This window comes from Curtobacterium sp. MCBD17_003 (assembly GCF_003234885.2).
Lineage (GTDB): Bacteria > Actinomycetota > Actinomycetes > Actinomycetales > Microbacteriaceae > Curtobacterium.
This window is the reverse complement of record NZ_CP126275.1, coordinates 1,887,204-1,912,278: the sequence shown is the minus strand read 5'-3', so window position 1 is coordinate 1,912,278 and position 25,075 is coordinate 1,887,204. Positions and strand designations below refer to the sequence as shown.

Below are 25,075 nucleotides of genomic sequence, written 5' to 3'. Positions count from 1 at the left end.
GCTTTCCGCGTGGTCACACGGCTCTCGCACCTCTTCCTCCGCACGCTCCGCGACGATCCCTCGGACGCCGAGGTGAGGAGCCACAAGCTGCTCGTCCGCGCGGGCTACATCCGTCGGCAGGCGCCCGGCATCTTCGCCTGGCTGCCGCTCGGGCTGCGGGTCAAGGGCCGGATCGAGGCCATCGTGCGCCAGGAGATGACCGCCGCAGGCGCACAAGAGGTCCACTTCCCGGCACTGCTCCCGCGCGAGCCGTACGAGGCGACGAACCGCTGGACCGAGTATGGGGACGGGATCTTCCGCCTCCAGGATCGCAAGGGTGCGGACTACCTGCTGGCGCCCACGCACGAGGAGATGTTCGCGCTCATCGTCAAGGACCTGTACTCGTCGTACAAGGACCTGCCGGTCACGCTGTTCCAGATCCAGGACAAGTACCGCGACGAGGCCCGGCCTCGTGCCGGTCTGCTCCGCGGGCGCGAGTTCACGATGAAGGACGCCTACTCGTTCGACATCGACGACGCCGGGCTCGACGCCAGCTACCAGGTCATGCGCGACGCCTACGAGCGGATCTTCACGCGCCTCGGCCTGGAGTACGTGATCGTGCAGGCGGACGCCGGCGCGATGGGTGGGAGCCGGAGCGAGGAGTTCCTGCACCCGATCGCCGTCGGCGAGGACACGTTCGTGCGGAGTGCCGGCGGGTACGCGGCGAACATCGAGGCGTACACGACCCCGGTGCCCGAGGCGTCGCCCACGACCGGACTCCCGGCACCCGTCCTCCTGCCCGTGGCCGAGACGCCGACGATCGCGAGCCTCGTGGAGCACGCGAACGCGGTGGCGCCGCGCGACGGGAGCGGCTGGAGCGCATCGGACACGCTGAAGAACGTGGTGCTCGCGCTCACCCACCTCGACGGCACGCGCGAGATCGTCGTCGTCGGGCTCCCCGGCGACCGCGAGGTCGAGTTGAAGCGTGCGGAGGTCGCCTTCGCCCCGGCCGAGGTCGAGCCCGCGACGGACGCGGACTTCGCGAAGCACCGGTCGCTCGTCAAGGGGTACATCGGTCCGACGGCCGCGTCGTTCATCGAGGAGGCCGCTGCCGGGCACGGGACCGAGGGCTCGGTGCGGCAGTTCCTCGGCGCGGACAGCGAGACCGGACTCCGGTACTTCCTCGATCCGCGGGTCGTCGACGGCACCACGTGGATCACGGGCGCGAACACCGCCGGGCGTCACGTCTCGGGGCTCGTCGCCGGGCGCGACTTCGTGGCCGACGGCGTCGTCGAGGTCGCGGACGTGCGACCGGGGGACCCCGCTCCCGACGGCTCGGGTCCGCTCGAGACGGCGCGCGGCATGGAGATCGGGCACGTGTTCCAGCTCGGGCGCAAGTACGCCGAGGCGCTCGGTCTCAAGGTGCAGGACGAGCGGGGCAAGCTCGCCACGGTGACGATGGGTTCCTACGGGATCGGCATCACGCGCATCATGGCGATCCTCGCCGAGGCCCACAACGACGACCGTGGGCTCGTCTGGCCGAAGGACGTCGCCCCCTTCGACGTCCACGTCGTGGCCACGGGCAAGGACCAGGTGGCCTACGACGTCGCGTCGGGCATCATCGCCGAGCTCGAGCGCGCCGGGATGGACGTCCTGTACGACGACCGGCCGAAGGTGTCGCCGGGTGTCAAGTTCGGTGACGCCGAGCTCATCGGTGTCCCGGTGGTCGTCGTCGCGGGCCGGAACGCGGGCGACGGCGTGGTGGAGCTGTGGGACCGTGCGGCGGGGGAGCGTCGCGAGGTCCCGGTCGCCGAGGTGCTCGCAGCCGTGCGCGCGATCTGATCGCGCCGGCCACTCGATCCGGTCCGGATCGACGGGCCTGCGTCGTGCCTCCCGGTCGTCGGACAGGAAGTGCGGCGCCGGCGGGCGGTCGACGTGCGCTATCCTGGACGCCGCCTTCCGCGCGGTGTCCGAGCGCGGGGTTCCCATCATCTGAATACTGGAGGCCCTCGATGCAGATCGATCTCGCGGTGCTGCGGCTCATGGAACGGGAGCGGGAGATCCCGTTCGACGAACTCGTCACCATCATCGAGCAGGCCATCCTCACCGCGTACCAGAAGCACGCAGCCGAGAACGGTGAGCCGGCCGACCCGCAGGCGCGGGTGGAGCTCGACCGCAAGTCGGGCCAGGTGCGTGTCTACGTCCCCGAGCGTGACGACGACGGCACGGTCATCGGTGAGTCCGTCGACGAGACGAACGACTTCGGTCGCATCGCGGCGTTCGCGGCCAAGCAGGTCATCAACCAGCGGCTCCGGGACATCGGCGACGACAAGGTCCTCGGCGAGTTCCGTGGCAAAGAGGGTGACATCGTCGCCGGCGTCGTGCAGCAGGGGCCGAACCCACGCATGGTGCACGTCGACCTCGGCACGATCGAGGCCATCCTCCCGCCCGAGGAGCAGGTCCCCGGCGAGACCTACCCGCACGGTCAGCGGCTCCGCGTGTACGTGACGAGTGTCGGCAAGGGACACAAGGGCCCCCAGATCACCGTGTCCCGGACGCATCCGGGTCTCGTCCGCAAGCTCTTCGCGCTCGAGGTCCCCGAGATCGCGTCGGGCGTGGTCGAGATCGTGTCCATGGCGCGCGAGGCAGGTCACCGCACGAAGATCGCGGTCAAGGCGAACGAGCCCGGCGTCAACGCCAAGGGTGCGTGCATCGGGGAGCTCGGCCAGCGCGTCCGTGCGGTCACGAACGAGCTCGGGGCCGAGAAGATCGACATCGTCGATTACTCGCCGGACCTCGCGACCTTCGTGGGCAACGCCCTCTCCCCGGCGAAGGTCACGAGTTCGTTCGTGATCGACAAGTCCACCAAGGCGGTCCGCGCCCTCGTCCCGGATTACCAGCTCTCGCTCGCCATCGGGAAAGAGGGGCAGAACGCCCGCCTCGCGGCGAAGCTGACCGGTGCCCGGATCGACATCCAGCCGGACTCCATCCTCGAGGGCGACTGAGCGCCGGATGCGGAGCGCGCGCGGTCGTTCGCTGACCGCACCGCCTCGTTGGCGTGCCGGGATCGCGTCCGTCCGAGGCAGGGAGTAGAGTGGAACCCGTCAGAACGTGCATCGGCAGTCGTCGCCGTGCACCCCGATCCTCCCTCCTCCGAGTCGTCGCCCGTGGCGACCGCGTCGTGGTGGATCCGAAGGCAGTCATGCCAGGCCGGGGCGCGTGGATCACCCCGACGGTCGATGCGTACGAGCTGGCCGTCTCGCGTCGGGCCTTCCGACGCGCGCTGCGGCTGGATCGTGAACCGGACACGTCGGCGGTCCGCGAGTACCTGGAACGACTCCGGTCGGGCCAGGACCCGGCACGGGACCTCGACACGACAGAACAGGCTGAACGGCTTATGGACAACTGATGAGCGGCTCGAAATGAGACCCATCACTCAGTGAGTCCCACCCTTCTCGGGTGGGACCCGAGAAGGAGAACAGTGGCAAAACCACGCGTACACGAGATCGCCAGCGAGCTCGGTGTCGACAGCAAGACCGCGCTCGAGAAGCTCAAGGAGCTCGGCGAGTTCGTCAAGGGCCCGAGCTCGAGCATCGAGCCGCCCGTCGCCCGCAAGCTCCGCGCGGCGCTCGAGGCATCCGGCGCGACGTCGTCGTCGGCGACCAAGCCGGCGGCACCGAAGGCCGCGCCGCGCCCGCAGGCACCGCGCCCCGCTGCACCGGCACCCGCGCCCGCCGCGCCCGTCGCAGCGGAGCAGCCCTCGGTGAACGACGCGCCGCGTCCGGCCGCCCCCATGTCGGTGGCCGAGCGGCAGGCGCAGGCCGAGGCCGCTCAGAAGGCCCAGGCGCAGAAGAACCAGGCCGACAAGGTCGACGGTGCCGCATCGTCGACGGCGCCGAAGCCGGGCGCCGCACGCCCCGGCCCGAAGCCGGGCGGCGCGCGCCCGGGCAACAACCCCTACTCGTCGAGTCAGGGCATGGGCTCGCGCCCGCCCCGCCCCGGCAACAACCCGTTCTCGCAGAACCAGGGCATGCCGCGTCCGGGTGGCGGTACGGGTGGCATCCCGCGTCCGCAGCCGCCGCGTCCGGGTGCTCCCCGCCCCGGTGCTCCGCGTCCGGGTGGGCCTGGTCAGGGTGCGCGTCCGAACGGCTTCGGCCAGCGTCCGGGTGGGCCCGGCCGTGGCGGCCAGGGCGGTGGCTTCCAGCGTCCCGGTGGTGCCGGAGCCGGTGCCGGTGGCGGATTCCAGCGCCCCGGTTTCGGACCCGCGCGTCCGGCCGGCGGTGGCGGTCGTGGCCGTGGTCCGGGTGGTGGCACCGCTGGTGCGTTCGGTCGTGGTGGCGGCAAGAGCCGCGCTCGCAAGTCGAAGCGGACGAAGCGCGCCGAGTACGAGATGCGGCAGGCGCCGTCGATCGGCGGCGTGCAGGTCCCGCGCGGCGACGGCAACACGGTCGTCCGGCTGCGTCGTGGTGCGAGCATCTCGGACTTCGCGGACAAGATCGACGCGAGCCCCGGCAACCTCGTGACGGTGCTGTTCCACCTCGGTGAGATGGCGACCGCGACCGAGTCGCTGGACGAGGCGACCTTCGAGGTCCTCGGCGAGGAGCTCGGTTACAAGATCCAGATCGTCTCCCCGGAGGACGAGGACAAGGAGCTCCTGGAGGGCTTCGACATCGACCTCGACGCCGAGCTCGACGACGAGGACGACTCGGTCCTCGTCGCTCGTCCGCCGGTCGTCACGGTCATGGGTCACGTCGACCACGGCAAGACCCGCCTGCTCGACGCGATCCGGAACGCGAACGTCGTCGCGGGTGAGGCTGGCGGCATCACGCAGCACATCGGTGCGTACCAGGTCATCACCGAGCACGAGGGCATCGAGCGCCCGATCACGTTCATCGACACCCCGGGTCACGAGGCGTTCACCGCCATGCGTGCCCGTGGTGCCCAGGTGACGGACATCGCGATCCTCGTGGTCGCGGCCGACGACGGCATCATGCCGCAGACGGTCGAGGCCCTGAATCACGCCCAGGCGGCGAACGTGCCGATCGTGGTCGCGGTGAACAAGATCGACAAGGAAGGCGCGAACCCCGCCAAGGTCCGCCAGCAGCTCACCGAGTACGGGCTCGTGGCCGAGGAGTACGGCGGCGACGTCATGTTCGTCGACGTGTCCGCGCGGAACAACACGAACATCGACGCCCTGCTCGAGGCCGTGCTGCTCACGGCCGACGCGGGACTCGATCTCCGTGCCAACCCCGACAAGGACGCCCGCGGTGTCGCCATCGAGGCGCGTCTCGACAAGGGACGCGGTGCGGTCGCGACCGTGCTCATCCAGTCCGGGACGCTGCACGTCGGCGACGCGATCGTGGCCGGCACGGCGTACGGCCGCGTCCGCGCGATGATGGACGAGAACGGCAACGCGGTCGAGGCCGCGACGCCGAGTCGTCCCGTGCAGGTGCAGGGTCTGTCGAGCGTGCCGCGTGCCGGTGACACCTTCCTGGTGACGGAGGAGGACCGCACGGCCCGCCAGATCGCCGAGAAGCGTGAGGCCGTCGAGCGCAACGCCCAGCTGGCCAAGGCCCGCAAGCGCATCTCGCTCGAGGACTTCACCCGTGCACTCGAAGAGGGCAAGGTCGACGCGCTCAACCTCATCATCAAGGGTGACGTCTCCGGTGCCGTCGAGGCGCTCGAGGAGTCGCTGCTCAAGATCGAGGTCGACGAGAGCGTCCAGCTCCGGATCATCCACCGCGGTGTCGGTGCGGTCACGGAGTCGGACGTCAACCTCGCGACGGTCGACAACGCGATCATCATCGGGTTCAACGTCCGCCCCGACACGAAGGCACGGGAACGTGCCGCTCGCGAGGGTGTGGACATCCGCTTCTACTCGGTCATCTATTCGGCACTCGAGGACATCGAGCAGTCCCTGCGGGGCATGCTCAAGCCCGAGTTCGAAGAGGTCCAGTCGGGTGTGGCGGAGATCCGCGAGGTGTTCCGTTCGTCGAAGTTCGGCAACATCGCCGGTGTGGTGGTCCGGTCCGGCACGATCACGCGCAACGCCAAGGCGCGCGTCATCCGTGACGGCGTCGTGCTCGCCGACGGTCTCGCCATCGAGTCGCTGCGCCGGTTCAAGGACGACGTCACCGAGGTCCGGACGGACTTCGAGGCGGGCGTCGGTCTCGGCAAGTACAACGACATCCAGATCGGCGACGAGATCGAGACCATCGAGATGGTCGAGAAGCCGCGCGGCTGAGTCCGCTTTTCCGTCGGGGCCGCGCCGGGACGCACACCGCGTCCCGGCGGGGCCCCGTCCTCGTTCCCACACCACCAGGAGGACCCCATGGCCGACCCACAGCGCGCCCGCAAGATGGCGGACCGCATCCAGGAGATCGTCGCCAGGCGGCTGGACAAGGGCATCCGTGATCCGCGTCTCGGATTCGTCACGATCACGGAAGTCCAGGTGACCGGCGACCTGCAGCACGCGTCCGTCTTCTACACCGTGTACGGCTCGGACGAGGAGCGGCAGGACACCGCAGCGGCGCTGAAGTCCGCGACCGGCATGCTCCGCAGCGAGGTCGGCAAGAACATCACGGCTCGGCTGACCCCGACCCTCGAGTTCATCGCCGACGCCGTGCCGGAGAACGCTGCGCACATCGACGCGTTGCTCGCCGAAGCGCGTGACCGCGACGCCGCGGCGCGGGCACAGGCGTCGGCCGCGTCCTACGCGGGCGACGCCGACCCGTACCGACACGACGACGACGAGGACTCGGCCGACGTCGTCACCCGTCAGGCGGACCCGGGCAGCGAGTAGCCGACGGCGTCGGACCCGACGGCGAGCCCGTCCCGCACCAGCGATCGGAGCGCGCGGTCGCGCTGCTCGGCGTCGGGCCACACCATCGCGATCTCGTCCAGGGTCACCGGGACGTCGCTGGCCCGGAGTTCGGCCATGATCAGCCCGCGGACCTGTCGGTCGCTCCCGGCGAACCGCGACTGCCGGGGCGCCCGCGGGCCGTCGTGCGCGGGGTGCCCCTGCGCGCGCCACCGGCATCGATCGGAGATCGGGCACACGTCGCATGCGGGCCGCTTCGCGACGCACACGAGCGCGCCGAGCTCCATGACCGCCGCGTTCGTCGCAGCCGCGTCCTCGAGGTCGGGAGGCAGCACCGCAGCCATCAGCGGCAGGTCACGTCGAGCGTTCGCCGGCCCCGGCTCGGCCTGCCCGAGCAACGCCCGGGCGAGGACCCGGCGGACGTTGACGTCGACGACCGGGTGGCGCAGCCCGAAGGCGAACACCGCGATCGCCCGTGCCGTGTAGTCGCCGATGCCGGGGAGCGCGAGGAGGGCGTCGACGTCCGATGGGACGACGCCCCCGTGTCGGTCGACGATGGCGGTCGCCGCGGCGTGCAGCGCGAGCGCGCGTCGCGGGTAGCCCAGCCGGTCCCAGGCACGGACCGCCTCGGACGGCGGGTCGGCGGCGAGGGCGGCCGGCGTCGGCCAGCGCGCGAGCCACGCCTCGAGCCGTGGGACGACCCGTGCGACCTGTGTCTGCTGGAGCATGATCTCGCTCACCATCGTGCCCCAGGCGGGGAACCCGGGTCGTCGCCACGGGAGGTCGCGGCCGTGCTGGCGGAACCACGCGATGAGCGGGGTCGCGATGTCGGGGCCGAGTCGGGCCTCCCGGGCGTCGACGTCTGCGGAGACGTCCGAGGGGTGCTCGGGGCGCGGAACGGGGACCACCAGGAGAGCCTACGGTGGAGCGATGGCACGATGGGCACCGCAGGAGACCGACACCATGCAGGCGATCGCGACGGAGGTCGCGCACAACGCGGGCGCCGCTCGGACGGTGATCGCGGTCGACGGCGGGCCGGACGTCGACCTGGAGCGCGTCGCAGCGGGCCTCGTCGCGGCACTCGAGCAGCAGGGGGTCAAGGCCATGCACGCCGCGGCGTCCTCGACGGATGCCGATGGCCTCCGAGCCGAGGTCGTCGATCCCTTCCGGACGATCGGCACCGACCCCGGGATCCTCGTCGTCACGGGGAAGCGTCTGCTGTCGCGCTCCGTGCGGTCCCTCTGGCGCTGGTCCCTGTGGGTCGAGCGCGACGATCGGTCCGAGCCGCGCGCCGACGACCCGTTCGCCACGTACGTCCGTCAGGACGACCCCAAGGGTGCTGCGTCGGCCGTCCTCGACGTGACGGACCCCGAGCACCCGCGGCGGAACTGGGCGGACGCGTGCTAGCCGGAGGCGACCTGCGCGACGTCGGCTGAGCGCCGGCGCTGCTACCCTTTCCCGGTGCTCGAACCGGCCCCCAACGGGATCCTCCTCGTCGACAAGCCGGGCGGCATCTCCAGCCACCGGTCGGTCTCGATCGCGCGCCGACGCTTCGGCATCCGCAAGATCGGGCACGCCGGGACCCTCGACCCGATGGCGACGGGTCTGCTCGTCCTCGGTGTCGGGCCGTCGACGCGTCTGCTGACGCACCTGGTCGGCCTCGACAAGCGGTACACCGCGACGATCCGGCTCGGTGTCGCGACCGACTCCGACGACGCCGACGGTGCCGTGGTCGCGTCCCCCGGACTGCTCCCGGACGCGCTCGACGACGTCCGGCTCGAGGAGGCCGTGGGGGCGCAGCGGGGGACCATCGCGCAGGTGCCGAGCACGGTCAGCGCCATCAAGGTCGACGGCCGACGGGCGTACGCCCGGGTGCGCGCGGGCGAGACCGTCGAGCTGGAACCGCGACGTGTGACGGTGGCGCGCTTCGACGTCCTGGCCCGGCGTGACCTGGTCGTGGTCGTGGAGGGCGTGGAGACCCCGGTCGTCGACCTCGACGTCGACGTCGAGTGTTCCTCCGGCACCTACGTCCGCGCCCTCGCCCGTGACGTCGCGGTGGCCCTCGGGACCGGTGGCCACCTCACCGCACTGCGCAGGACCCGGATCGGAGCGTTCGCCGTCGCCGACGCCGTCGTGCTCGAGGACGACGACGTCGACGTCCGGGCCCGGCTGCGCCGTCCGGCGGACGTCGCCCGCGTCCTGTTCCGGGAGGTCGTGCTCGACTCCGCAGCGGCACGGGACCTCAGCGACGGCAAACGGGTGCCGACCGACCTGGCCGACACCGACGGTCCGGTCGCGGCCGTCGCCGCGGCGGACGACCGCCTCGTCGGACTCGTGTCCGTCCGACGTGGCGCGCTGCGGGTCATCACGAACTTCCCGACAGGAGCGGACGCATGATCGACTGGTTCACCTGGGTCCAGGTCGGCTTCGCGGCCCTCACCGGCCTGTTCTGCGTCGTGGTCGGCCTGATCGGTTGGAAGCCGAACGACCCGACCGCCGGCGCGCTCGTGCTCATCGAGCTCCTGCTCATCGCCCAGGGTGTCGTCGCGATCGTGCAACCCGCGGTGGGCAACCCGCCGAGGGGCAACGCGCTCGAGTTCGGGGTGTACGCGGTGTCAGTGCTGCTCGTCCCACCTGCGGCGATCGTCTGGGCCCTCATCGACCGCACCCGGTGGAGCACCGTGGTGCTCGGAGCGGGAGCGTTCACCGTCGCGGTCATGGTCTACCGGATGTCCCAGATCTGGTTCGCCCAGGCGTGACCGGTCGGCGCCAGACCGAGCCGCGCCTCCCGGCCGCTAGAATCGGGGCGATGCCGACCAAGTCCTCTCGCGCGACCGGCATCGGTCGCGTCCTCATCGCCGTCTACGGCATCCTCGCCCTCGCAGCGACCGGACGCAGCGTCGTGCAGATCATCGAGAAGTTCCACCACGCGCCGTTCGCCTACACGTTGAGTGCCCTGTCCGCCGTGGTCTACATCGTCGCGATGGTCGCGCTCATCGCCCCGGGCCGCACCTGGTACCGCGTCGCTTGGGTGACGATCGGGTTCGAGATGGTCGGGGTCGTCGTCATCGGGTTCCTGTCGCTGTTCGACCACGCCCTGTTCCCCGACGACACCGTGTGGTCGGGCTTCGGAGCCGGGTACTACTGGGTGCCCCTCGTCCTGCCGGTCGCCGGGCTGTGGTGGTTGCGGACCCACCACCGTGCCGCTGTGCAGGCCATCGCGACGGACCCGTCGTCGTCGCGCGTCGCGCCCGAGCCGGACGCGGAGCGGGCCGCGGCCGGTCGTGCCGACGCCGCGACCTCGGGGGAGTGACGATGCAGTACTTCGCCGACCTCGCCGAGGTCCCGGCGGGCTTCGGTCCGAGCGCGGTCACGATCGGCAAGTTCGACGGCGTCCACGTCGGGCACCGCGCCGTCATCGCGCAGCTCGAGGACGCCGCGCGTGAACACGACCTCGTCTCCACCGTCGTGACCTTCGACCGTCACCCGCTGTCGGTGCTCGATCCCGGGCACGTGCCACCGGCGCTCACGAGCATCCGGCAGCGGCGCGAGCTGCTCGAGGCGGCCGGGGTGGACGCGACCCTCTTGCTGCCGTTCGACCAGTCCCTGCAGTCGCTGCCCGCCGCCGAGTTCGTCGCGCGCGTCCTCGTGGGTGCCCTCCACGCACGGGTCGTGCTCGTCGGGAGCGACTTCCGGTTCGGCGCCCGCGGTGCCGGCGACGTCGACCTGCTCCGGCGCCTCGGCGAGCAGCACGGGTTCTCCGTCCGGTTGATCGATGACGTGGACCTCGTCGACGACGGCCGGCCCGCGGGGGAACGGCGCGTCTCGTCGACCTGGATCCGCGAGCTGCTGTCCGTCGGTCGCGTCGCGGAGGCCGCGCGGCTGCTCGGCCGCGACCACGCCGTGCGGAGCACGGTCGTGCACGGCAACGAGCGCGGGCGCGAGATGGGCTACCCGACCGCCAACCTCGATCCCGACTGCGAGGGGTTCGTGCCCGCGGACGGCGTGTACGCCGCGCGGGTGCTGCATCGGGGCCGGACCTACCCGGCCGCGGTCTCCGTCGGGAACAACCCGACGTTCGAGGGCGTCCCCGAGAAGCAGATCGAAGCGCACCTGCTCGACGTCGACATCGACCTGTACGACGACGTCATCACGGTGATGTTCGTCGCCTACGTGCGCGGCATGGTCGCGTTCGACGGCATGGACGCGCTCGCGGCGCAGATGCGGCAGGACGACCGCGAGATCCGGCTGATCCTGGGCGTCGACTAGCTGCTGGGTCGACCAGCGGCCGGCGGCCGGCGGCGCGACCCGGGCACGTCCGACGAGCGGGTCGCCGACGACGTCACGATCCCAGTGGGTCGCCGACGACGTCACGATCCCAGTGCGTCCAGCCAGATCCTCCTGGCGTCCAGGGCCTCCTGCGCGGCCTTGATCCGAGCGGTGTCGCCCGAGGCCTCGGCGTCGTTCAGCTCGGCCTGGAGCTTGCCGATGGCGTCCTCGAGCTGGCTCGCGAGCCCGGCGGACCGGGCCTTGCGCTCGGGGTCCGACTCGCGCCAGTGCTCGTCCTCGAGCCCGCGGACGTGCGACTCGATCGCACGCATGCGGTCCTCGACACTGCGGACGCGGTCGCGCGGCACGCGACCGATCTCGTCCCACCGGCGCTGGATGTCGGTCAGGCGTCGGCGTGCCGCGACCCGGTCGGTCTCCTGCAGCAGGGGCTCGGCCTCGGTCAGCAGCGCGAGCTTCGCGTCGAGGTTCGCCGTGTACTCCTCGGACTCGCGGGCGACCTCGTCGTGCTTCTGCGCGAAGAGGACGTCACCCGCGGCCTTGAACCGGCTCCACAGTGCGTCGTCGTACCGCTTGCCCGCGCGGCCGGCGTGCTTCCAGTCCTCGAGCAGTTGGCGGTACGCGGGGATGCCGTCCGAGCCGCGGGTCGCGAGCGCCTCGGCCTGGTCGACGAGCTCCTGCTTGCGGGACCGTGCCTCGCGGTGCTGCGCGTCGAGGTCGGCGTAGAAGGCACGGCGGTGCTGGTCGACGGTGGAACGGGCGGTGCGGAACCGCTTCCACAGCTCGTTGCCCTCGTTCTTCGGGATCCGTGGACCATCGTGCTGGTGCCGCTGCCACCGGGCGAAGACGTCGTCGAGCTGCGTGGTGATCTGCTTCCACTGCGCCCGTGCCGGATCCACCGCCGCCAGTGCCTCGGCTTCCTCGACGAGGCCCCGTCGGTACGCCAGCGCGTCGGTCAGGGCCTGCTCGGCCTGTTCGGCCTGCTCGCGACCGAGGGAGCCGACCTGCTCGCCGAGGACGTCCACGCGCCGCTCGAGGGCCTGGATGTCGCCGACCACCCGAGCGTCGGCGAGCGCCGTGCGGAGGTGCTCGACCGTCCGGCCGATGTCCGACGCCGAAGCGCCGCGCTGCGCGCGCTGCTCGGCGATCCGCACCTGACCCTCGAGGTCGGCGTACTTCCGGGCGTAGTAGGCGAGGGCTTCCTCCGGGGCGGCGTCGGGGTACTCACCGACCGCACGCTCGCCGTCGCCGTACCGGACGTACACCGTCCCGGTCTCGTCGACTCGCCCCCAGCTCGTTGCTTCGTCAGGTCCCACAGGTCTCGCCTCGATCGTGGTCGTGCTCGCCGACGTCACCGTCGGCCGGTCAGGACGCCAGCCTATTGCACGGGCTGTGATGGCGACGGGTCACTTGCCAGGGGTGTGGGCGGCCGGTGGCGGCAGCATCTCCGACACAGGACCGGGGAGGCCGTGGGTCACCGCTCGATGGCGATGGTCGCGCCCGTGATGGTCGTGGGGACCTTCGGCGCACCGGTACCGTCGCTGCCGGCGGTGCCGATCCCCTTCGACGTGATCGTCTTCCGGAGCCGGGGGAGCCCCGCGGTCACCTTGCCGACGACCGTGTAGCCGCCGGTCGAGCCGTCGAGGTGCGTGTCGCCGTAGGTGATGAAGAACTGCGTGTTCTGGGAGTACTGCGAGCTGCTCCTGGCCATGGCGATCGTGCCGGTCGGGTAGTCGCCGTCCGCGGGCACGTTCTCGAGCGGTCCGTACTCGAACCCGGCGTCCCCGGTGCCGTCGCCGTTGGCGGAGCCGCACTGGATGAACTGTGCCCCCTTCGAGACGCTGAGCCGGTGGCACGACGTGCCGTCGTAGAACTGCTTGCGGATGAGGTCGACCAGGACGCTCGTCGACTGGGGTGCGGCCTTCCCGTCGAGTTCGATGTCCAACGTGACCGTCTTGTTGAGCGTGAGCCTGCCCGTCCAGGTCGAGGCCTTCGCGATGGACGCGCTCGGCACGTTCCCGGTGTCCGCCGCGGTGGCGCTGGCGGACGGGGTCGGCGTGCTCGTGGCGGACGCCGACGCCGATGCCGATGCCGATGCTGATGCGGAGGCCGTCGCCCGCCCGTCGTGCACGAGCTGTGAGCCCGTGGCGAGTGCCGCGACGACGACGAGTGCCACGAGTGCGACGAGGTCGTCCCGCCGCCGCCTCCGGCGTCGCCGGTCGTGGAGGCCCTGGCGCGCCTGGTACAGACGGAGGCGGTCGCGCGCCTCCCTGGCATCCCTGCCCTGGTTCCTCGGTGCCACGTGTCCTCCGCCCTGGTCCCGCGTCCCGGCCGCCCCGGTGCCAGGGAGGATCGTAGTGGACGACCCGATGACCGATCGCCGCGGCCTGCGGTGGTGGCGTCCTCCCGGTCCCGCGCATCGTGTCGGTGCCGCCGCTTACCATGGGGGACATGGCAGCGGACCGGTCGGTGACGGGCGTGCAGAGCGCGCCGGGCGTCGGTCAGGGCGCGGCGCCGCTCGCCGTGCGCATGCGGCCGACGAGCCTCGACGAGGTCGCCGGGCAGGGGCACCTGCTCGGGCGCGGATCACCACTCGTGTCCCTGGCGTCCGGAGCGGACGACCGTCCCGGTGGCGTCTCGGTCATCCTCTGGGGTCCACCGGGCACCGGCAAGACCACCATCGCGCAGGCCATCGCCCGTTCTTCCGGTCGGGCCTTCGTCGAACTGAGCGCCGTCACCGCAGGCGTCAAGGACGTGCGTGAGGTGATGGAGCGCGCCCTCGCCCACCGCGATCTCTACGGCTCGACCACCGTCCTGTTCCTCGACGAGATCCACCGGTTCAGCAAGGCCCAGCAGGACGCCCTGCTGCCGGGGGTCGAGAACGGCTGGGTCGTCCTCATCGCCGCGACGACCGAGAACCCCTCGTTCTCGGTCATCGCGCCCCTGCTCTCCCGGTCGTTGCTCCTGACACTGCGCCCGCTGTCCGACGTGGACCTCGGGACCCTGGTCGACCGCGCCGTGGAGGATCCTCGTGGACTGGCCGGGACCGTCGTCCTCGGTGACGAGGCCCGTGCGGCGCTCGTCCGACTCGCCTCGGGTGACGCCCGCCGTGCCCTGACCGCCCTCGAGGCGGCCGCGCAGTCGGCGATCGCGGCGTCGGACGACCACGAGACCGTGCCCGTCGTCACGGCCGAGACGATCGCGGCCGCGGTGGACCGCGCGCTCCTGCGGTACGACCGGCAGGGGGACGAGCACTACGACGTCATCAGCGCGTTCATCAAGTCGATCCGTGGCAGCGACGTCGATGCCGCGTTGCACTACCTGGCCCGCATGATCGAGGCGGGCGAGGACCCGCGGTTCATCGCGCGCCGGGTGATCATCTCGGCGTCCGAGGACATCGGGATGGCCGATCCCCAGGCGCTCCCGATCGCGGTCGCCGCAGCCCAGGCCGTGCAGCTGATCGGGATGCCCGAGGGCCGCATCCCCCTCGCCGAGGCGGTGGTCTACCTCGCCACCGCACCCAAGTCGAACGCCGCGTACACCGGCATCGACGCGGCGATCGCCGATGTCCGGGCGGGCCGGATGGGAGTCGTCCCCACCCACCTGCGCGACGCGCACTACCCCGGTGCGAAGCGGCTCGGCCACGGCAAGGGGTACGTCTACGCGCACGACGCCGAGCACGGGGTTGCGCGACAGCAGTACCTCCCCGACGTCCTCGAGGGCACCGAGTACTACAGCCCCACGACGAACGGGAACGAGCGCGAGGTCGGACCGCGACTCGACCGACTGCGGCGCATCATCCGCGGATCCTGACACGGACGGCCTCGCTGCTTCCGACGGCCGCGGCCGCCCTGCTATGCTGTTCGCGCCACGTCCGGGTCCTCGCGTGCGGCTGCGTCGAGGACCGCAGTGACCGCGGTTCGGACTGTAGCCGTCCGATCCCACAGGCTCATCCCTCTGGATCCCGTCACGGGCGGTCCGATCCGCGTCAGCGGAGCTCCGCAGGTGATCGTCGTGTGCGCACGGCGGGGCCACCGTGATCCGTTCGTTCAGTACAGAAAAGGACCCTGTGTCTACCAAGTCACGTTCCCGCAGCAAGACCCGCCTGTCGCGCGCGCTCGGCATCCCGCTGACGCCGAAGGCGGCCCGTTACCTCGAGAAGCGCCCCTACGGGCCGGGTGAGCACGGTCGCACCCGCCGCAAGGCCGACAGCGACTACGCCGTCCGCCTCCGTGAGAAGCAGCGTCTGCGTGCCCAGTACGGCATCCGCGAGAAGCAGCTCCGCATCGTCTTCGAAGAGGCCCGCAAGTCGAAGGGCCTGACGGGTGAGAGCCTCGTCGAGCTCCTCGAGGAGCGTCTCGACGCGCTCGTCCTCCGCGCCGGCTTCGCCCGGACCACCGCGCAGGCACGCCAGCTCGTCGTGCACCGCCACATCCTGGTCGACGGCAAGCTCGTCGACCGTCCCTCGTTCCGCGTCAAGCCGGGGCAGCTGATCCACGTCAAGCAGCGCTCCGAGTCGCTCGAGCCGTTCCAGGTCGCCGCCGCCGGTGGTCACCTGGACGTCCTCCCGAAGGTGCCCGGGTACCTCGAGGTCGAGATCGACAAGCTCCAGGCCCGCCTCGTGCGTCGCCCGAAGCGCGCCGAGGTCCCCGTGACCTGCGAGGTCCAGCTGGTCGTCGAGTACTACGCCGCCCGCTGATCCACAGCACCACCGCCGAGGGCGGGTCGTCCACAGCGGACGGCCCGCCCTCCGGCGTTCCGGCGGACCGCACTAAGCTGGGCAGGGCACGCCTGCGGGTGTGGGAGGGAGCCGGACGTGAAGCAGCTGTTCTTCGTCGCCGTCGGTCTCGTGGTGGGGTTCGTCCTCGCGCGGCGGGTCGACCGGTCGCAGGCTGCCCAGCGCCCCGTGGTCCGGGCCGGATCGGCGGCGAAGGCCTTCGCATCCGCCGTCGCCGATGGCTACCGCTCGCGCGAGGCCGAGTTGCGGGCACGCCCCGGCGACCACGCCTGACCCCATCGGTGCGGCCGGCCCCGGTCTCCGCCCGGGGGCGCCTTCCGTCACCCCGCCAGTCCACCGTCACGACCAGGAAGCACCATGCAGACCGCTGACATCCGCCGCCGCTGGCTCGAGTACTTCGGGGACCGTGGCCACACCGTCGTCCCCTCCGCCTCGCTCGTGTCGGACGACCCCTCGCTGCTGTTCACCGTCGCGGGGATGGTCCCGTTCATCCCGTACCTGTCCGGTCTGGTGCCGGCGCCGTTCCCCAGGGCCACGAGCGTGCAGAAGTGCATCCGCACGAACGACATCGAAGAGGTCGGGCGGACGCCGCGGCACGGCACGTTCTTCCAGATGAACGGGAACTTCTCGTTCGGCGACTACTTCAAGGAGCAGGCGATCACGTACGCGTGGGAGCTGCTCACGTCGAACGAGTCGGACGGGGGTCTCGGGTTCGACCCGAAGGACCTCTGGGTCACCGTGTACAAGGACGACGACGAGGCCATCCGGTACTGGAAGCAGATCGCCGGGCTGCCGGACGAGCGCATCCAGCGGCTCGACAAGGACACGAACTACTGGTCGACCGGTCAACCCGGCCCGGCGGGCCCCTGCTCCGAGATCTTCTTCGACCGCGGTCCTGCCTACGGCGCCGACGGCGGCCCCGCGACCGACGACGACCGCTACGTCGAGATCTGGAACCTCGTGTTCATGCAGTACCAGATCCAGGACGTCCGCTCGAAGTACGACTTCGAGATCGTCGGGGAGCTCCCGAGCAAGAACATCGACACGGGCATGGGTCTCGAGCGCGTCGCCTTCCTCAAGCAGGGCGTCGACAACATGTACGAGATCGACCAGGTCCGCCCGGTGCTCGACCGCGCCGCGGAGCTCTCCGGTCGTCGGTACGGCGCCGACCACGGTGACGACGTCCGCATGCGCGTCATCGCGGACCACGTCCGGTCGTCGCTGATGCTCATGTCGGACGGTGTCCAGCCGTCGAACGAGGGCCGCGGGTACATCCTCCGGCGGCTGCTCCGGCGTTCGGTCCGCGCGATGCGACTCCTCGGGGTCCAGGACGCCACCTTCCCGGAGCTCTTCCCGGCGTCCCGCGACGCCATGAAGGCCGCGTACCCCGAGGTCCACGACGACTTCGACCGCATCGCGCGGCTCGCCTTCGCCGAGGAGGACGCGTTCCTCCGCACGCTCGAGCAGGGCACGACCATCCTCGACGTCGCCGTCGACCGCGCCAAGCAGGACGGGGGTGCCCCGATCGGCGGCGACACCGCGTTCCTCCTGCACGACACGTTCGGGTTCCCGATCGACCTCACGCTCGAGATGGCCGAGGAGGCCGGCCTGCGTGTCGACCGCGCGGCGTTCGACACCCTCATGGCGGACCAGCGTGCTCGTGCCAAGGCCGACGCCAAGAGCAAGAAGCGCGCGCTGGCGGACCTCAGCGTCTACAGCGCCTTCCGTGCCCAGGGCGAGACCGTGTTCACGGGGTACGACACCCTCGAGACCGAGACCCGTGTGCTCGGGATCATCGTCGACGGCCGGGGCGTGGACCGCGCGGTGGCGGGCGACATCGCCGAGATCGTCCTCGCCGAGACCTCGCTGTACGCGGAGTCGGGCGGACAGGACGCCGACCAGGGATCGATCGTCGGCAACGGTTTCGACCTCGAGGTGCTCGATGTGCAGAAGCCGGTCGCGGGCCTGTACAGCCACACGGTGCAGGTGCGGTCGGGCGAGGTCGGGGTCGGTGACGCCGCGACCACGGTGGTCGACGCCGAGTACCGGCGCGGTGCGACCCAGGCCCACTCCGCGACGCACCTGGTGAACGCGGCACTGCGCGAGATCCTCGGGCCCGACGCGCTGCAGGCCGGCTCGTACAACAAGGCCGGGTACATGCGGCTCGACTTCTCGTGGAGCCAGCCCGTGTCCCTCGCGACGCGGACCGAGATCGAGGACGTCGTGAACGGCGCCATCCGGTCCGACCTCGACGTCACGACCCGTGTCCTGCCGCTCGACGAGGCGAAGGCGCTCGGGGCGCAGGCACTCTTCGGCGAGAAGTACGGGTCCGAGGTCCGGATGGTCGACATCGGCGGACCCTGGTCGCGCGAGCTGTGTGGTGGCACGCACGTGGCGTCGAGCGCCCAGGTCGGGCTCGTCAACCTCGTGGGCGAGAGCAGCGTCGGGTCGACGAACCGCCGTGTCGAGGCGCTCGTCGGGCTCGAGGGCTTCCGCGACCTCGCCGTCGAGCGGACCATCGTGTCGCAGTTGTCGAGCGCGTTGAAGGCGCCGCGCGAGGACCTCCCCGCCCGCGTCGCCGGACTGATGGCCGACCTCAAGAGCGCCGAGAAGCGGATCGCCGAGTTCGAGTCGGCGAACCTGCAGCAGCGCGTCCCGGGCATCGCTCGGACCGCTGGCAAGGTCGGCGACACCACCGTCGTCGCGCAGACGGTCGAGGGCCTGAACTCGTCGGACGACCTCCGGTCCCTCGCGACCGCCGTGCGCGGGCAGCTCGGCACGGACCCGGCCGTCGTCGTGCTCGGTGCGGTCGTGAACGGCAAACCGGCCGTCATCGTCGCCACCAACGACGCCGCTCGACAGCACGGCGTCCAAGCAGGCCCCCTCGCGAAGGAGGCCGCCGGCGTCCTCGGCGGGGGCGGCGGCGGCAAGCCGGACCTCGCCCAGGGCGGCGGCACCGACGTGGCGGCGCTCCCCGCAGCGCTCCGCGCGGTCACCGATCGTCTCGGCGCCTGACCGGCGTGCGCACCGGGAGGCGCCTCGGCGTCGACGTCGGACGGGCGCGCATCGGGGTGGCGGTGTCGGACCGCGACGGCCTGCTCGCCACCCCGGTCGAGACCGTCCGTCGCGATGACCGGCGAGACGTGCCCCGGATCCTCGAGCTCGCGGCGGAGTACGACGCGATCGAGGTGATCGTCGGGCTCCCGTTGTCGCTGTCCGGGGACGACACCCCGTCGACCACGGACGCGCGGGCCTTCGCCGCACGGATCGCGACCCGGGTCCCGGTGCGCCTCGTGGACGAACGGCTGTCGACCGTGAGCGCCCAGCGGGGCATGCGCGAGGTGGGCCGGGACAGCCGGAGATCGCGAGCCGTCATCGATCAAGCCGCCGCTGTTATCATTCTGCAACATGCGCTCGACCGAGAGCGCTCGGGAGGCACTCCGCCGGGGTCACTGATCCCGTGACTCGTGCGAGAGCGACCCGATCCGAGCAACACCGACCCGAGGAACATCGAGCAGCGTGGCAGACGACCTTGATTGGCGTGCGATCATCGCGCCCGGCGACGATGCCGACCAGCAGCGTGACGACCGCGCCGTCGGGGCCGCCGACGACCGGGCACCTTCCGCTCCGGACCGCGCCGGAGCTCCGCTCGGACCCAGCGCCGCCGATGCTCGTCCTCCCCACCTGACCCGCCGCGCAGCTCGAGAGGCCGCGGCCCGGGCCGACCGCAGCAGCGGGGGCGACGACGTCGTCACCGACCCACAGGACCACCACCACAGCGACGTCCGTGCGCTGTTCGGCCACCACGACGACGAGACCGCCGACCGAGACGCGCCCGGCCGGGCCGAGCAGGATGCCGCCGCGGTCGCCGTCGGAGCCGCGGCGGGCCGCGACGGGGGAGTCGGCGACGGGCGTCGCTCCGGGCGTCGCGGTGGGGCCTCCCGGCGTTCGCAGCCGCCGCGCCGCCGTCGCTCGCGGGGCGCGGTCGTCGCGGGCATCGTGATCGTCGCCATCGTGCTCGCGGGGGGTGCCGGCGCCACCCTGTTCGTGGTGCCCAAGGTCCAGTCGGTCGTCGCGAGCCTGACGAAGAAGCAGGAACCCACCGACTACACGGGGAGCGGCACGGGCAAGGTGACGGTCACCATCAAGGAGGGTGACATCGGCAGCGACGTCGCGAAGACCCTGCACCGGAGCGGTGTCGTCAAGACCTCGACCGCGTTCTACCAGCTCCTCCTCACCAAGCAGGACGTCCAGTTCCAGCCGGGTTCGTACCAGCTCAAGCACCACATGAGCGCGAAGGCGGCCCTCGCGGCGCTGCAGGACAGCGCGAACAAGGTGACCGCGACCGTCCTGATCCCCGAAGGCGCGGTGCTCAAGGACGTCGAGGCGTCACTCGTGAGCAAGGCCGGCCTCACGCAGGCGTCGGTGACCGCCGCCGCCGCGGACGTCTCGGGTTACGGCCTCCCTGCGGGCGTGACGAGCCTCGAGGGCTACCTGTTCCCCGCCACGTACCCGATCAACCCGTCGTGGACGGCAACGCAGTACTTCCAGTCGATGGTCGACACCATGAACCAGCACCTCGACGACGCGGGGGTGCCGGTGGCCGAACGCGCGCACGTCGTGACATTCGCCTCGGTCGTGCAGAAGGAAGCCGGACTCGCCGCCGACTACCCGAAGGTGGCCCGGGTGTTCCAGAACCGCATCGACCAGGGTATGCCGCTCCAGTCGGACGCGACGGTCGCGTACGGCACCGGGCACACGGACCGGGTGACCACGACCGACGCCGAACGCGCGGACGCGGGCAACCCGTACAACACGTACCAGCACAAGGGGCTCCCGCCCGGTCCGATCTCGAACCCGGGCGACATCGCCATCAACGCGGTCATGCATCCCGCGGCCGGCAGCTGGCTGTACTTCGTGACGGTCGACCTGCAGACCGGAGCGACCGTGTTCTCGACGACCTACGCGGAACACGAGGCCGCGGTCGCCCAGTGGCAGGCGTGGATGAAGGCCCACCCCGACTACAAGTGATCCCGGGCGGCGGCCGGCCGTTCGGGCTGTGGGAGGATGGACACCATGCTTCGCTGGTTGACCGCAGGTGAGTCCCACGGACCCGAACTCATCGCCGTGCTCGAGGGGCTGCCGGCCGGCGTCCCGGTGTCGTACGAGCAGATCCGCGCCGACCTCGCGCGCCGCAAGCTCGGGTACGGTCGTGGTTCCCGCATGAAGTTCGAGCAGGACGAGCTGCACATCTCGAGCGGGGTCCGCCACGGGTCCTCCCTCGGCAGCCCGATCGCGATCCGCGTCGGGAACACCGAGTGGCCCAAGTGGGTCGAGGTGATGAACGCCGAGCCGGTCGAGACGACGGACGCCTCCCGCGGTCGCAACGCGCCGCTCACCCGACCCCGACCGGGCCACGCCGACCTCGTGGGCATGCAGAAGTACGCGTTCGACGAGGCGCGTCCGATCCTCGAGCGCGCGTCGGCGCGCGAGACCGCGGCGCGAGTCGCACTCGGCGCCGTCGCCAAGTCGTTCCTGGCGGAACTCGGCATCACGTCGGTGAGCCACACGCTGCAGGTCGGCACGGTGCGGGTACCGGACGACGCGCCGCTGCCCGTGCCCACGGACGTCGACCGGCTCGACGACGACCAGCTGCGGTGCTTCGACGCCGCCACGAGCGCGCGCATGGTCACCGAGGTCGAGGCCGCCAAGAAGGACGGCGACACGCTCGGCGGCGTCGTGGAGGTGCTGTTCTACGGTCTCCCGCCGGGGCTCGGGTCGCACGTGCAGTGGGACCGGCGTCTCGACGCCCGGCTCGCCGCCGCGGTCATGGGCATCCAGGCGATCAAGGGCGTCGAGGTCGGGGACGGCTTCGCGACGGCGGCGCGGCGGGGTTCCGCGGCCCACGACGAGCTGTTCCAGGCCGACGGCGAGATCTACCGCACGTCCGACCGCGCCGGCGGCACCGAGGGCGGCATGTCCACGGGCACGGTCCTCCGCGTCCGTGCCGGGATGAAGCCGATCGCGACGGTGCCCCACGCGCTGCACACGGTCGACGTCGCGACCGGCGAGGACGCCTCGGCGCACCACCAGCGCTCGGACGTCTGTGCCGTACCGGCCGCGGGCGTCGTCGCCGAGGCGATGGTGGCGCTCGTCCTGGCCGACGCCGTGCTCGAGAAGTTCGGCGGCGACTCCGTCGGCGAGACCAAGCGGAACCTCGACGCGTACCTCGCGGCGATCCCGGCGTCGTTGCGGACGCGTGGCGTGACGTCGTCCGCCGACGTTCAGCAGCCCACACCGTCCCTGTGAGCGCGACGCCGCCAGGCTCCGGACCGTCGGGCGTCGCTCGCCACGACGACACGTGGACCCGGTCGCATCGGCTGGCGGTGCCCGTGGTGCTCATCGGTCCGATGGGCGCAGGCAAGTCGACCGTGGGCAAGCGCGCGGCGAAGGCGCTCGGCGTGCCCTTCACCGACACGGACCGTGAGATCGTGCGGGGACACGGACCCATCGACCGCATCTTCGCCGAACGCGGCGAGGCGGCGTTCCGCGACCTCGAGCGGGCCGCGGTCGACGCCGCGCTCGACACGGGCGGCGTCGTGGCGGTGGGTGGCGGCGCCGTCACGCACGCCGCCACCCGCGCGGCCATCGCGACGTGCCGGGTGGTGCTGCTCACCGTCTCGGCCGACGCCGTCGCCGAGCGCATCGTCGGGACCGACCGCCCGCTCCTGGCCGTCGGCGGCATCGACGCGTGGACCGCGATCGCGGATGCGCGCGCAGCGACGTACGCGTCCCTCGCGCACGTGGTCGTGGACACCTCACGGCGTCCGATGAGCCGCGTGGTCGACGACGTCGTCGCCTGGGTCCGCGCCGCCGAGACACCAGGACCAGCATCGGCACCAGTGGCGGCCGCCGGCGCGCCGGCGCCAGAGGAGGAACCATGACGACGAGCACGGCGCTGCCGGACGGCACGACGCAGATCCGGGTGGGCGGGGACGACGGGTACGTCGTGGCCGTCGGGCACGGTCTCCTCGAGGCGGTGCCGACGGTCCTGCCGCGCGGCGTCGCGAAGGTGCTCATCGTGCACGCTGCGCCGCTCGCGGAGCAGGCCGAGGTGCTCCGCGCGCGTCTCGTCGACGCCGGTCTGGAGGCCCTCATCGCCGAGGTGCCCGACGCCGAGTCCGCCAAGCGGGTCGAGGTCGCGGCCTTCTGCTGGCAGATCCTCGGGCAGGCCGACTTCACGCGGACGGACGCCGTGGTGGGGCTCGGGGGTGGTGCGGTCACCGACCTCGCCGGGTTCGTGGCCGCGACGTGGCTCCGCGGGGTCGCGCTCGTGCAGGTGCCGACGAGTGTGCTCGGCATGGTCGACGCGAGCGTCGGCGGCAAGACGGGGATCAACACGAACGAGGGCAAGAACCTCGTCGGCGCCTTCTACGCGCCCCGGGCCGTCGTCGTCGACCTCGACCTGGCCACGACGCTGCCGAGGAACGAGATCCTCACGGGCTTCGCCGAGATCGTGAAGGCCGGGTTCATCGCCGTGCCCGAGATCCTCGACACGATCGAGCGCGACGTCGACCGCGTCACCGATCCGACCGCCCCGGAGTTCCGTCGCGTGGTCGAGCTCGCGATCGACCTCAAGGCGCGGGTCGTCTCGTCGGACTTCACCGAGCAGGGCAAGCGCGAGATCCTGAACTACGGGCACACGCTCGGGCACGCCATCGAGCACGCGGAGCGCTACCAGTGGCGGCACGGAGCTGCGGTCGCCGTGGGCATGGTGTTCGCGGCCGAACTCGCGCGGCTGACCGGTCACCTGGACGACGCGACGGTGGACCGCCACCGGACCGTGCTCGAGTCGCTCTCGTTGCCGACGACCTACCCCCTCGGCCGATGGGAGGGCCTGCTCGCGACGATGCGCCGCGACAAGAAGGCACGGGCCGGCATGCTGCGGTTCATCGTGCTGGACGGCCTCGCGAAGCCGATCGTGCTCGAGGGGCCGGAGCCGGCCCTCCTGTTCACCGCCTACCAGGAGGTCGGGGTCTAGCCCCTCCTCCCCGGGCGGCCCGGAGGGGCACCGGGTCGCTCCGCTACACTTGTCCAAGGCCTCCGGCCACCCGACGAACACCACCATCTCCACATCGAACGGAACACACGCGCATGGCGAGCACCACGGACATCAAGAACGGCGCCGTTCTCAACATGGACGGCCAGCTCTGGTCCGTCATCGAGTTCCAGCACGTCAAGCCGGGCAAGGGCGGCGCGTTCGTCCGCACCAAGATGAAGAACGTCACGTCCGGCAAGGTCGTCGACCGCACGTTCAACGCGGGGGCGAAGCTCGAGTTCGCGACGGTGGACCGACGCGACTTCCAGTACCTGTACACGGATGGCGACGGCTACGTGTTCATGGACACCGACACCTACGACCAGGTCACGATCCCGAGCGAGATCGTCGGTGACGCCAAGAACTTCCTGCTCGAGTCGTCGATGGCCACCATCGCGATGAACGAGGGCAACCCGCTGTACGTCGAGCTCCCCGCCAGCGTGGTGCTCGAGGTCACGTACACCGAGCCGGGCCTCCAGGGCGACCGCTCGACGGGCGGCACGAAGCCCGCCACCGTCGAGACCGGCTACCAGATCCAGGTGCCGCTCTTCCTCGAGACCGGCACGAAGGTCAAGGTCGACACCCGCACGGGTGACTACCTCGGCCGCGTCAACGACTGAGGCGGGGGTTCGATGAGCGCCCGTTCGAAGGCGCGGAAACGCGCACTCGACATGCTCTACGTCGCCGAGGTCCGCGGCCTGCCCATCGCCGAGGTCCTCGCGACCGAGACCGTCCGCCACCTCGACCAGCCCGAGCGGGCCTCGAGCTGGGACTACGCACGCCAGATCGTCACGGGAGTGGACGACGACCGCGCGGAGATCGACCGGATCATCGTGGACCACGCCCAGGGCTGGACGATCGCGCGGATGCCCGTGCTCGACCGCTGCATCCTCCGCATGGGGGTGTGGGAGATCCGCTGGAACGACGAGGTCCCCGACGCGGTCGCGATCGCCGAGGCCGTCGAACTCGCCCAGTCGCTGTCCACCGACGACTCCGCAGGCTTCGTCAACGGGGTCCTCGGGGCGGTCGCCGGCCGCGCGCGGGCACGGACGGCCACGACGGCCGACGACGCCGGTGCGGTGGCGGAGCCCGATCCGGGTCGGTAGGGTTGCTGGCGATCGAGTCCTTTAATGCCGTCCTGTGAGGCGGGGAA

The 25,075-nt window shown here is 71.4% G+C and carries 24 protein-coding genes; 21 read left to right on the top strand and 3 right to left on the bottom strand.

Annotated elements, in window-relative coordinates; all coding sequences use genetic code 11:
- Window positions 1-9 precede the first annotated feature (9 nt).
- The 5 genes from DEI88_RS09085 (at window position 10) to rbfA (ending at window position 6,781) form a co-directional block, all read left to right on the top strand.
- Window positions 10-1,821: a proline--tRNA ligase gene (locus DEI88_RS09085; protein WP_111009175.1), complete on the top strand. Its 1,812-nt coding sequence runs from the start codon at window positions 10-12 to the stop codon at window positions 1,819-1,821.
- Window positions 1,822-1,991: 170 nt separating this feature from the next.
- Entirely contained in the window at window positions 1,992-2,984 is a 993-nt protein-coding gene (nusA, locus tag DEI88_RS09080; protein WP_111071510.1) for a transcription termination factor NusA, read from the top strand.
- Window positions 2,985-3,037: 53 nt separating this feature from the next.
- Window positions 3,038-3,388, top strand: a complete 351-nt coding sequence (locus DEI88_RS09075; protein ID WP_309146638.1) for a YlxR family protein — start codon at window positions 3,038-3,040, stop codon at window positions 3,386-3,388.
- 72 nt (window positions 3,389-3,460) lie between these two features.
- Window positions 3,461-6,223, top strand: coding sequence for a translation initiation factor IF-2 (gene infB / locus DEI88_RS09070; RefSeq protein WP_111013242.1), 2,763 nt, complete (start codon window positions 3,461-3,463; stop codon window positions 6,221-6,223).
- Between the two features lie 87 nt (window positions 6,224-6,310).
- Window positions 6,311-6,781 (top strand): 30S ribosome-binding factor RbfA, encoded by a 471-nt coding sequence (rbfA, locus tag DEI88_RS09065; protein ID WP_111071511.1) that lies wholly within the window; start codon window positions 6,311-6,313, stop codon window positions 6,779-6,781.
- On the opposite strand, the gene DEI88_RS09060 is transcribed toward rbfA, so the two are convergent.
- Complete coding sequence (locus DEI88_RS09060) at window positions 6,757-7,626, bottom strand: iron-sulfur binding domain-containing protein (protein ID WP_111048899.1); 870 nt, start codon at window positions 7,624-7,626, stop codon at window positions 6,757-6,759. The two genes, rbfA and DEI88_RS09060, sit on opposite strands and share 25 nt — an antisense overlap.
- 103 nt (window positions 7,627-7,729) lie before the next feature.
- On the opposite strand from DEI88_RS09060, the gene DEI88_RS09055 reads away from it, so the two are divergent.
- The 5 genes from DEI88_RS09055 to DEI88_RS09035 are packed head-to-tail and all read left to right on the top strand — an operon-like array spanning window position 7,730 to window position 11,068.
- Entirely contained in the window at window positions 7,730-8,206 is a 477-nt protein-coding gene (locus DEI88_RS09055) for a hypothetical protein (protein ID WP_111013244.1), read from the top strand.
- A 54-nt stretch (window positions 8,207-8,260) separates the two neighbouring features.
- Window positions 8,261-9,196, top strand: a complete 936-nt coding sequence (gene truB / locus DEI88_RS09050) for a tRNA pseudouridine(55) synthase TruB (RefSeq protein WP_111071512.1) — start codon at window positions 8,261-8,263, stop codon at window positions 9,194-9,196.
- Complete coding sequence (locus DEI88_RS09045) at window positions 9,193-9,558, top strand: hypothetical protein (protein WP_111071513.1); 366 nt, start codon at window positions 9,193-9,195, stop codon at window positions 9,556-9,558. The genes truB and DEI88_RS09045 overlap by 4 nt, the downstream gene beginning before the upstream one ends.
- Before the next feature lie 50 nt (window positions 9,559-9,608).
- The gene (locus DEI88_RS09040) at window positions 9,609-10,112 is read left to right on the top strand and encodes a hypothetical protein (RefSeq protein WP_111035911.1); all 504 of its coding nucleotides are present in this window, start codon (window positions 9,609-9,611) and stop codon (window positions 10,110-10,112) included.
- A 2-nt stretch (window positions 10,113-10,114) separates the two neighbouring features.
- Window positions 10,115-11,068: a bifunctional riboflavin kinase/FAD synthetase gene (locus DEI88_RS09035; RefSeq protein WP_111035965.1), complete on the top strand. Its 954-nt coding sequence runs from the start codon at window positions 10,115-10,117 to the stop codon at window positions 11,066-11,068.
- Window positions 11,069-11,169: 101 nt separating this feature from the next.
- On the opposite strand, the gene DEI88_RS09030 is transcribed toward DEI88_RS09035, so the two are convergent.
- The gene (locus DEI88_RS09030) at window positions 11,170-12,402 is read right to left on the bottom strand and encodes a DUF349 domain-containing protein (protein WP_181439687.1); all 1,233 of its coding nucleotides are present in this window, start codon (window positions 12,400-12,402) and stop codon (window positions 11,170-11,172) included.
- 158 nt (window positions 12,403-12,560) lie between these two features.
- Entirely contained in the window at window positions 12,561-13,388 is an 828-nt protein-coding gene (locus tag DEI88_RS09025; protein WP_111071514.1) for a peptidylprolyl isomerase, read from the bottom strand.
- A 149-nt stretch (window positions 13,389-13,537) separates the two neighbouring features.
- Between DEI88_RS09025 and DEI88_RS09020 the strand changes: the two genes are divergently transcribed.
- The 11 genes from DEI88_RS09020 to nusB all read left to right on the top strand — a co-directional run bounded on the left by DEI88_RS09020 (window position 13,538) and on the right by nusB (window position 25,028).
- A complete protein-coding gene (locus DEI88_RS09020; RefSeq protein ID WP_111048898.1) occupies window positions 13,538-14,899 on the top strand; it encodes a replication-associated recombination protein A in 1,362 nt (453 codons plus the stop codon).
- Between the two features lie 256 nt (window positions 14,900-15,155).
- Entirely contained in the window at window positions 15,156-15,785 is a 630-nt protein-coding gene (rpsD, locus tag DEI88_RS09015; RefSeq protein ID WP_111009163.1) for a 30S ribosomal protein S4, read from the top strand.
- A 117-nt stretch (window positions 15,786-15,902) separates the two neighbouring features.
- Window positions 15,903-16,097: a hypothetical protein gene (locus tag DEI88_RS09010; protein ID WP_111009162.1), complete on the top strand. Its 195-nt coding sequence runs from the start codon at window positions 15,903-15,905 to the stop codon at window positions 16,095-16,097.
- A gap of 84 nt (window positions 16,098-16,181) precedes the next feature.
- Window positions 16,182-18,839: an alanine--tRNA ligase gene (gene alaS, locus DEI88_RS09005; protein WP_111071515.1), complete on the top strand. Its 2,658-nt coding sequence runs from the start codon at window positions 16,182-16,184 to the stop codon at window positions 18,837-18,839.
- Between the two features lie 5 nt (window positions 18,840-18,844).
- Window positions 18,845-19,288, top strand: a complete 444-nt coding sequence (gene ruvX / locus DEI88_RS09000; RefSeq protein ID WP_181434789.1) for a Holliday junction resolvase RuvX — start codon at window positions 18,845-18,847, stop codon at window positions 19,286-19,288.
- A gap of 55 nt (window positions 19,289-19,343) precedes the next feature.
- Window positions 19,344-20,855 (top strand): endolytic transglycosylase MltG, encoded by a 1,512-nt coding sequence (gene mltG, locus DEI88_RS08995; RefSeq protein WP_258374951.1) that lies wholly within the window; start codon window positions 19,344-19,346, stop codon window positions 20,853-20,855.
- 45 nt (window positions 20,856-20,900) lie between these two features.
- Entirely contained in the window at window positions 20,901-22,133 is a 1,233-nt protein-coding gene (aroC, locus tag DEI88_RS08990) for a chorismate synthase (protein ID WP_111071516.1), read from the top strand.
- Window positions 22,134-22,210: 77 nt separating this feature from the next.
- Window positions 22,211-22,768, top strand: coding sequence for a shikimate kinase (locus DEI88_RS08985; RefSeq protein ID WP_111013387.1), 558 nt, complete (start codon window positions 22,211-22,213; stop codon window positions 22,766-22,768).
- Window positions 22,765-23,865, top strand: a complete 1,101-nt coding sequence (gene aroB / locus DEI88_RS08980; RefSeq protein ID WP_181441177.1) for a 3-dehydroquinate synthase — start codon at window positions 22,765-22,767, stop codon at window positions 23,863-23,865. Before DEI88_RS08985 ends, aroB begins: the two co-directional genes overlap by 4 nt.
- A 113-nt stretch (window positions 23,866-23,978) precedes the next feature.
- Window positions 23,979-24,542, top strand: a complete 564-nt coding sequence (gene efp / locus DEI88_RS08975) for an elongation factor P (protein ID WP_111009159.1) — start codon at window positions 23,979-23,981, stop codon at window positions 24,540-24,542.
- 12 nt (window positions 24,543-24,554) lie between these two features.
- Complete coding sequence (gene nusB / locus DEI88_RS08970; protein WP_111013250.1) at window positions 24,555-25,028, top strand: transcription antitermination factor NusB; 474 nt, start codon at window positions 24,555-24,557, stop codon at window positions 25,026-25,028.
- The last annotated feature ends 47 nt before the right edge of the window (window positions 25,029-25,075 follow it).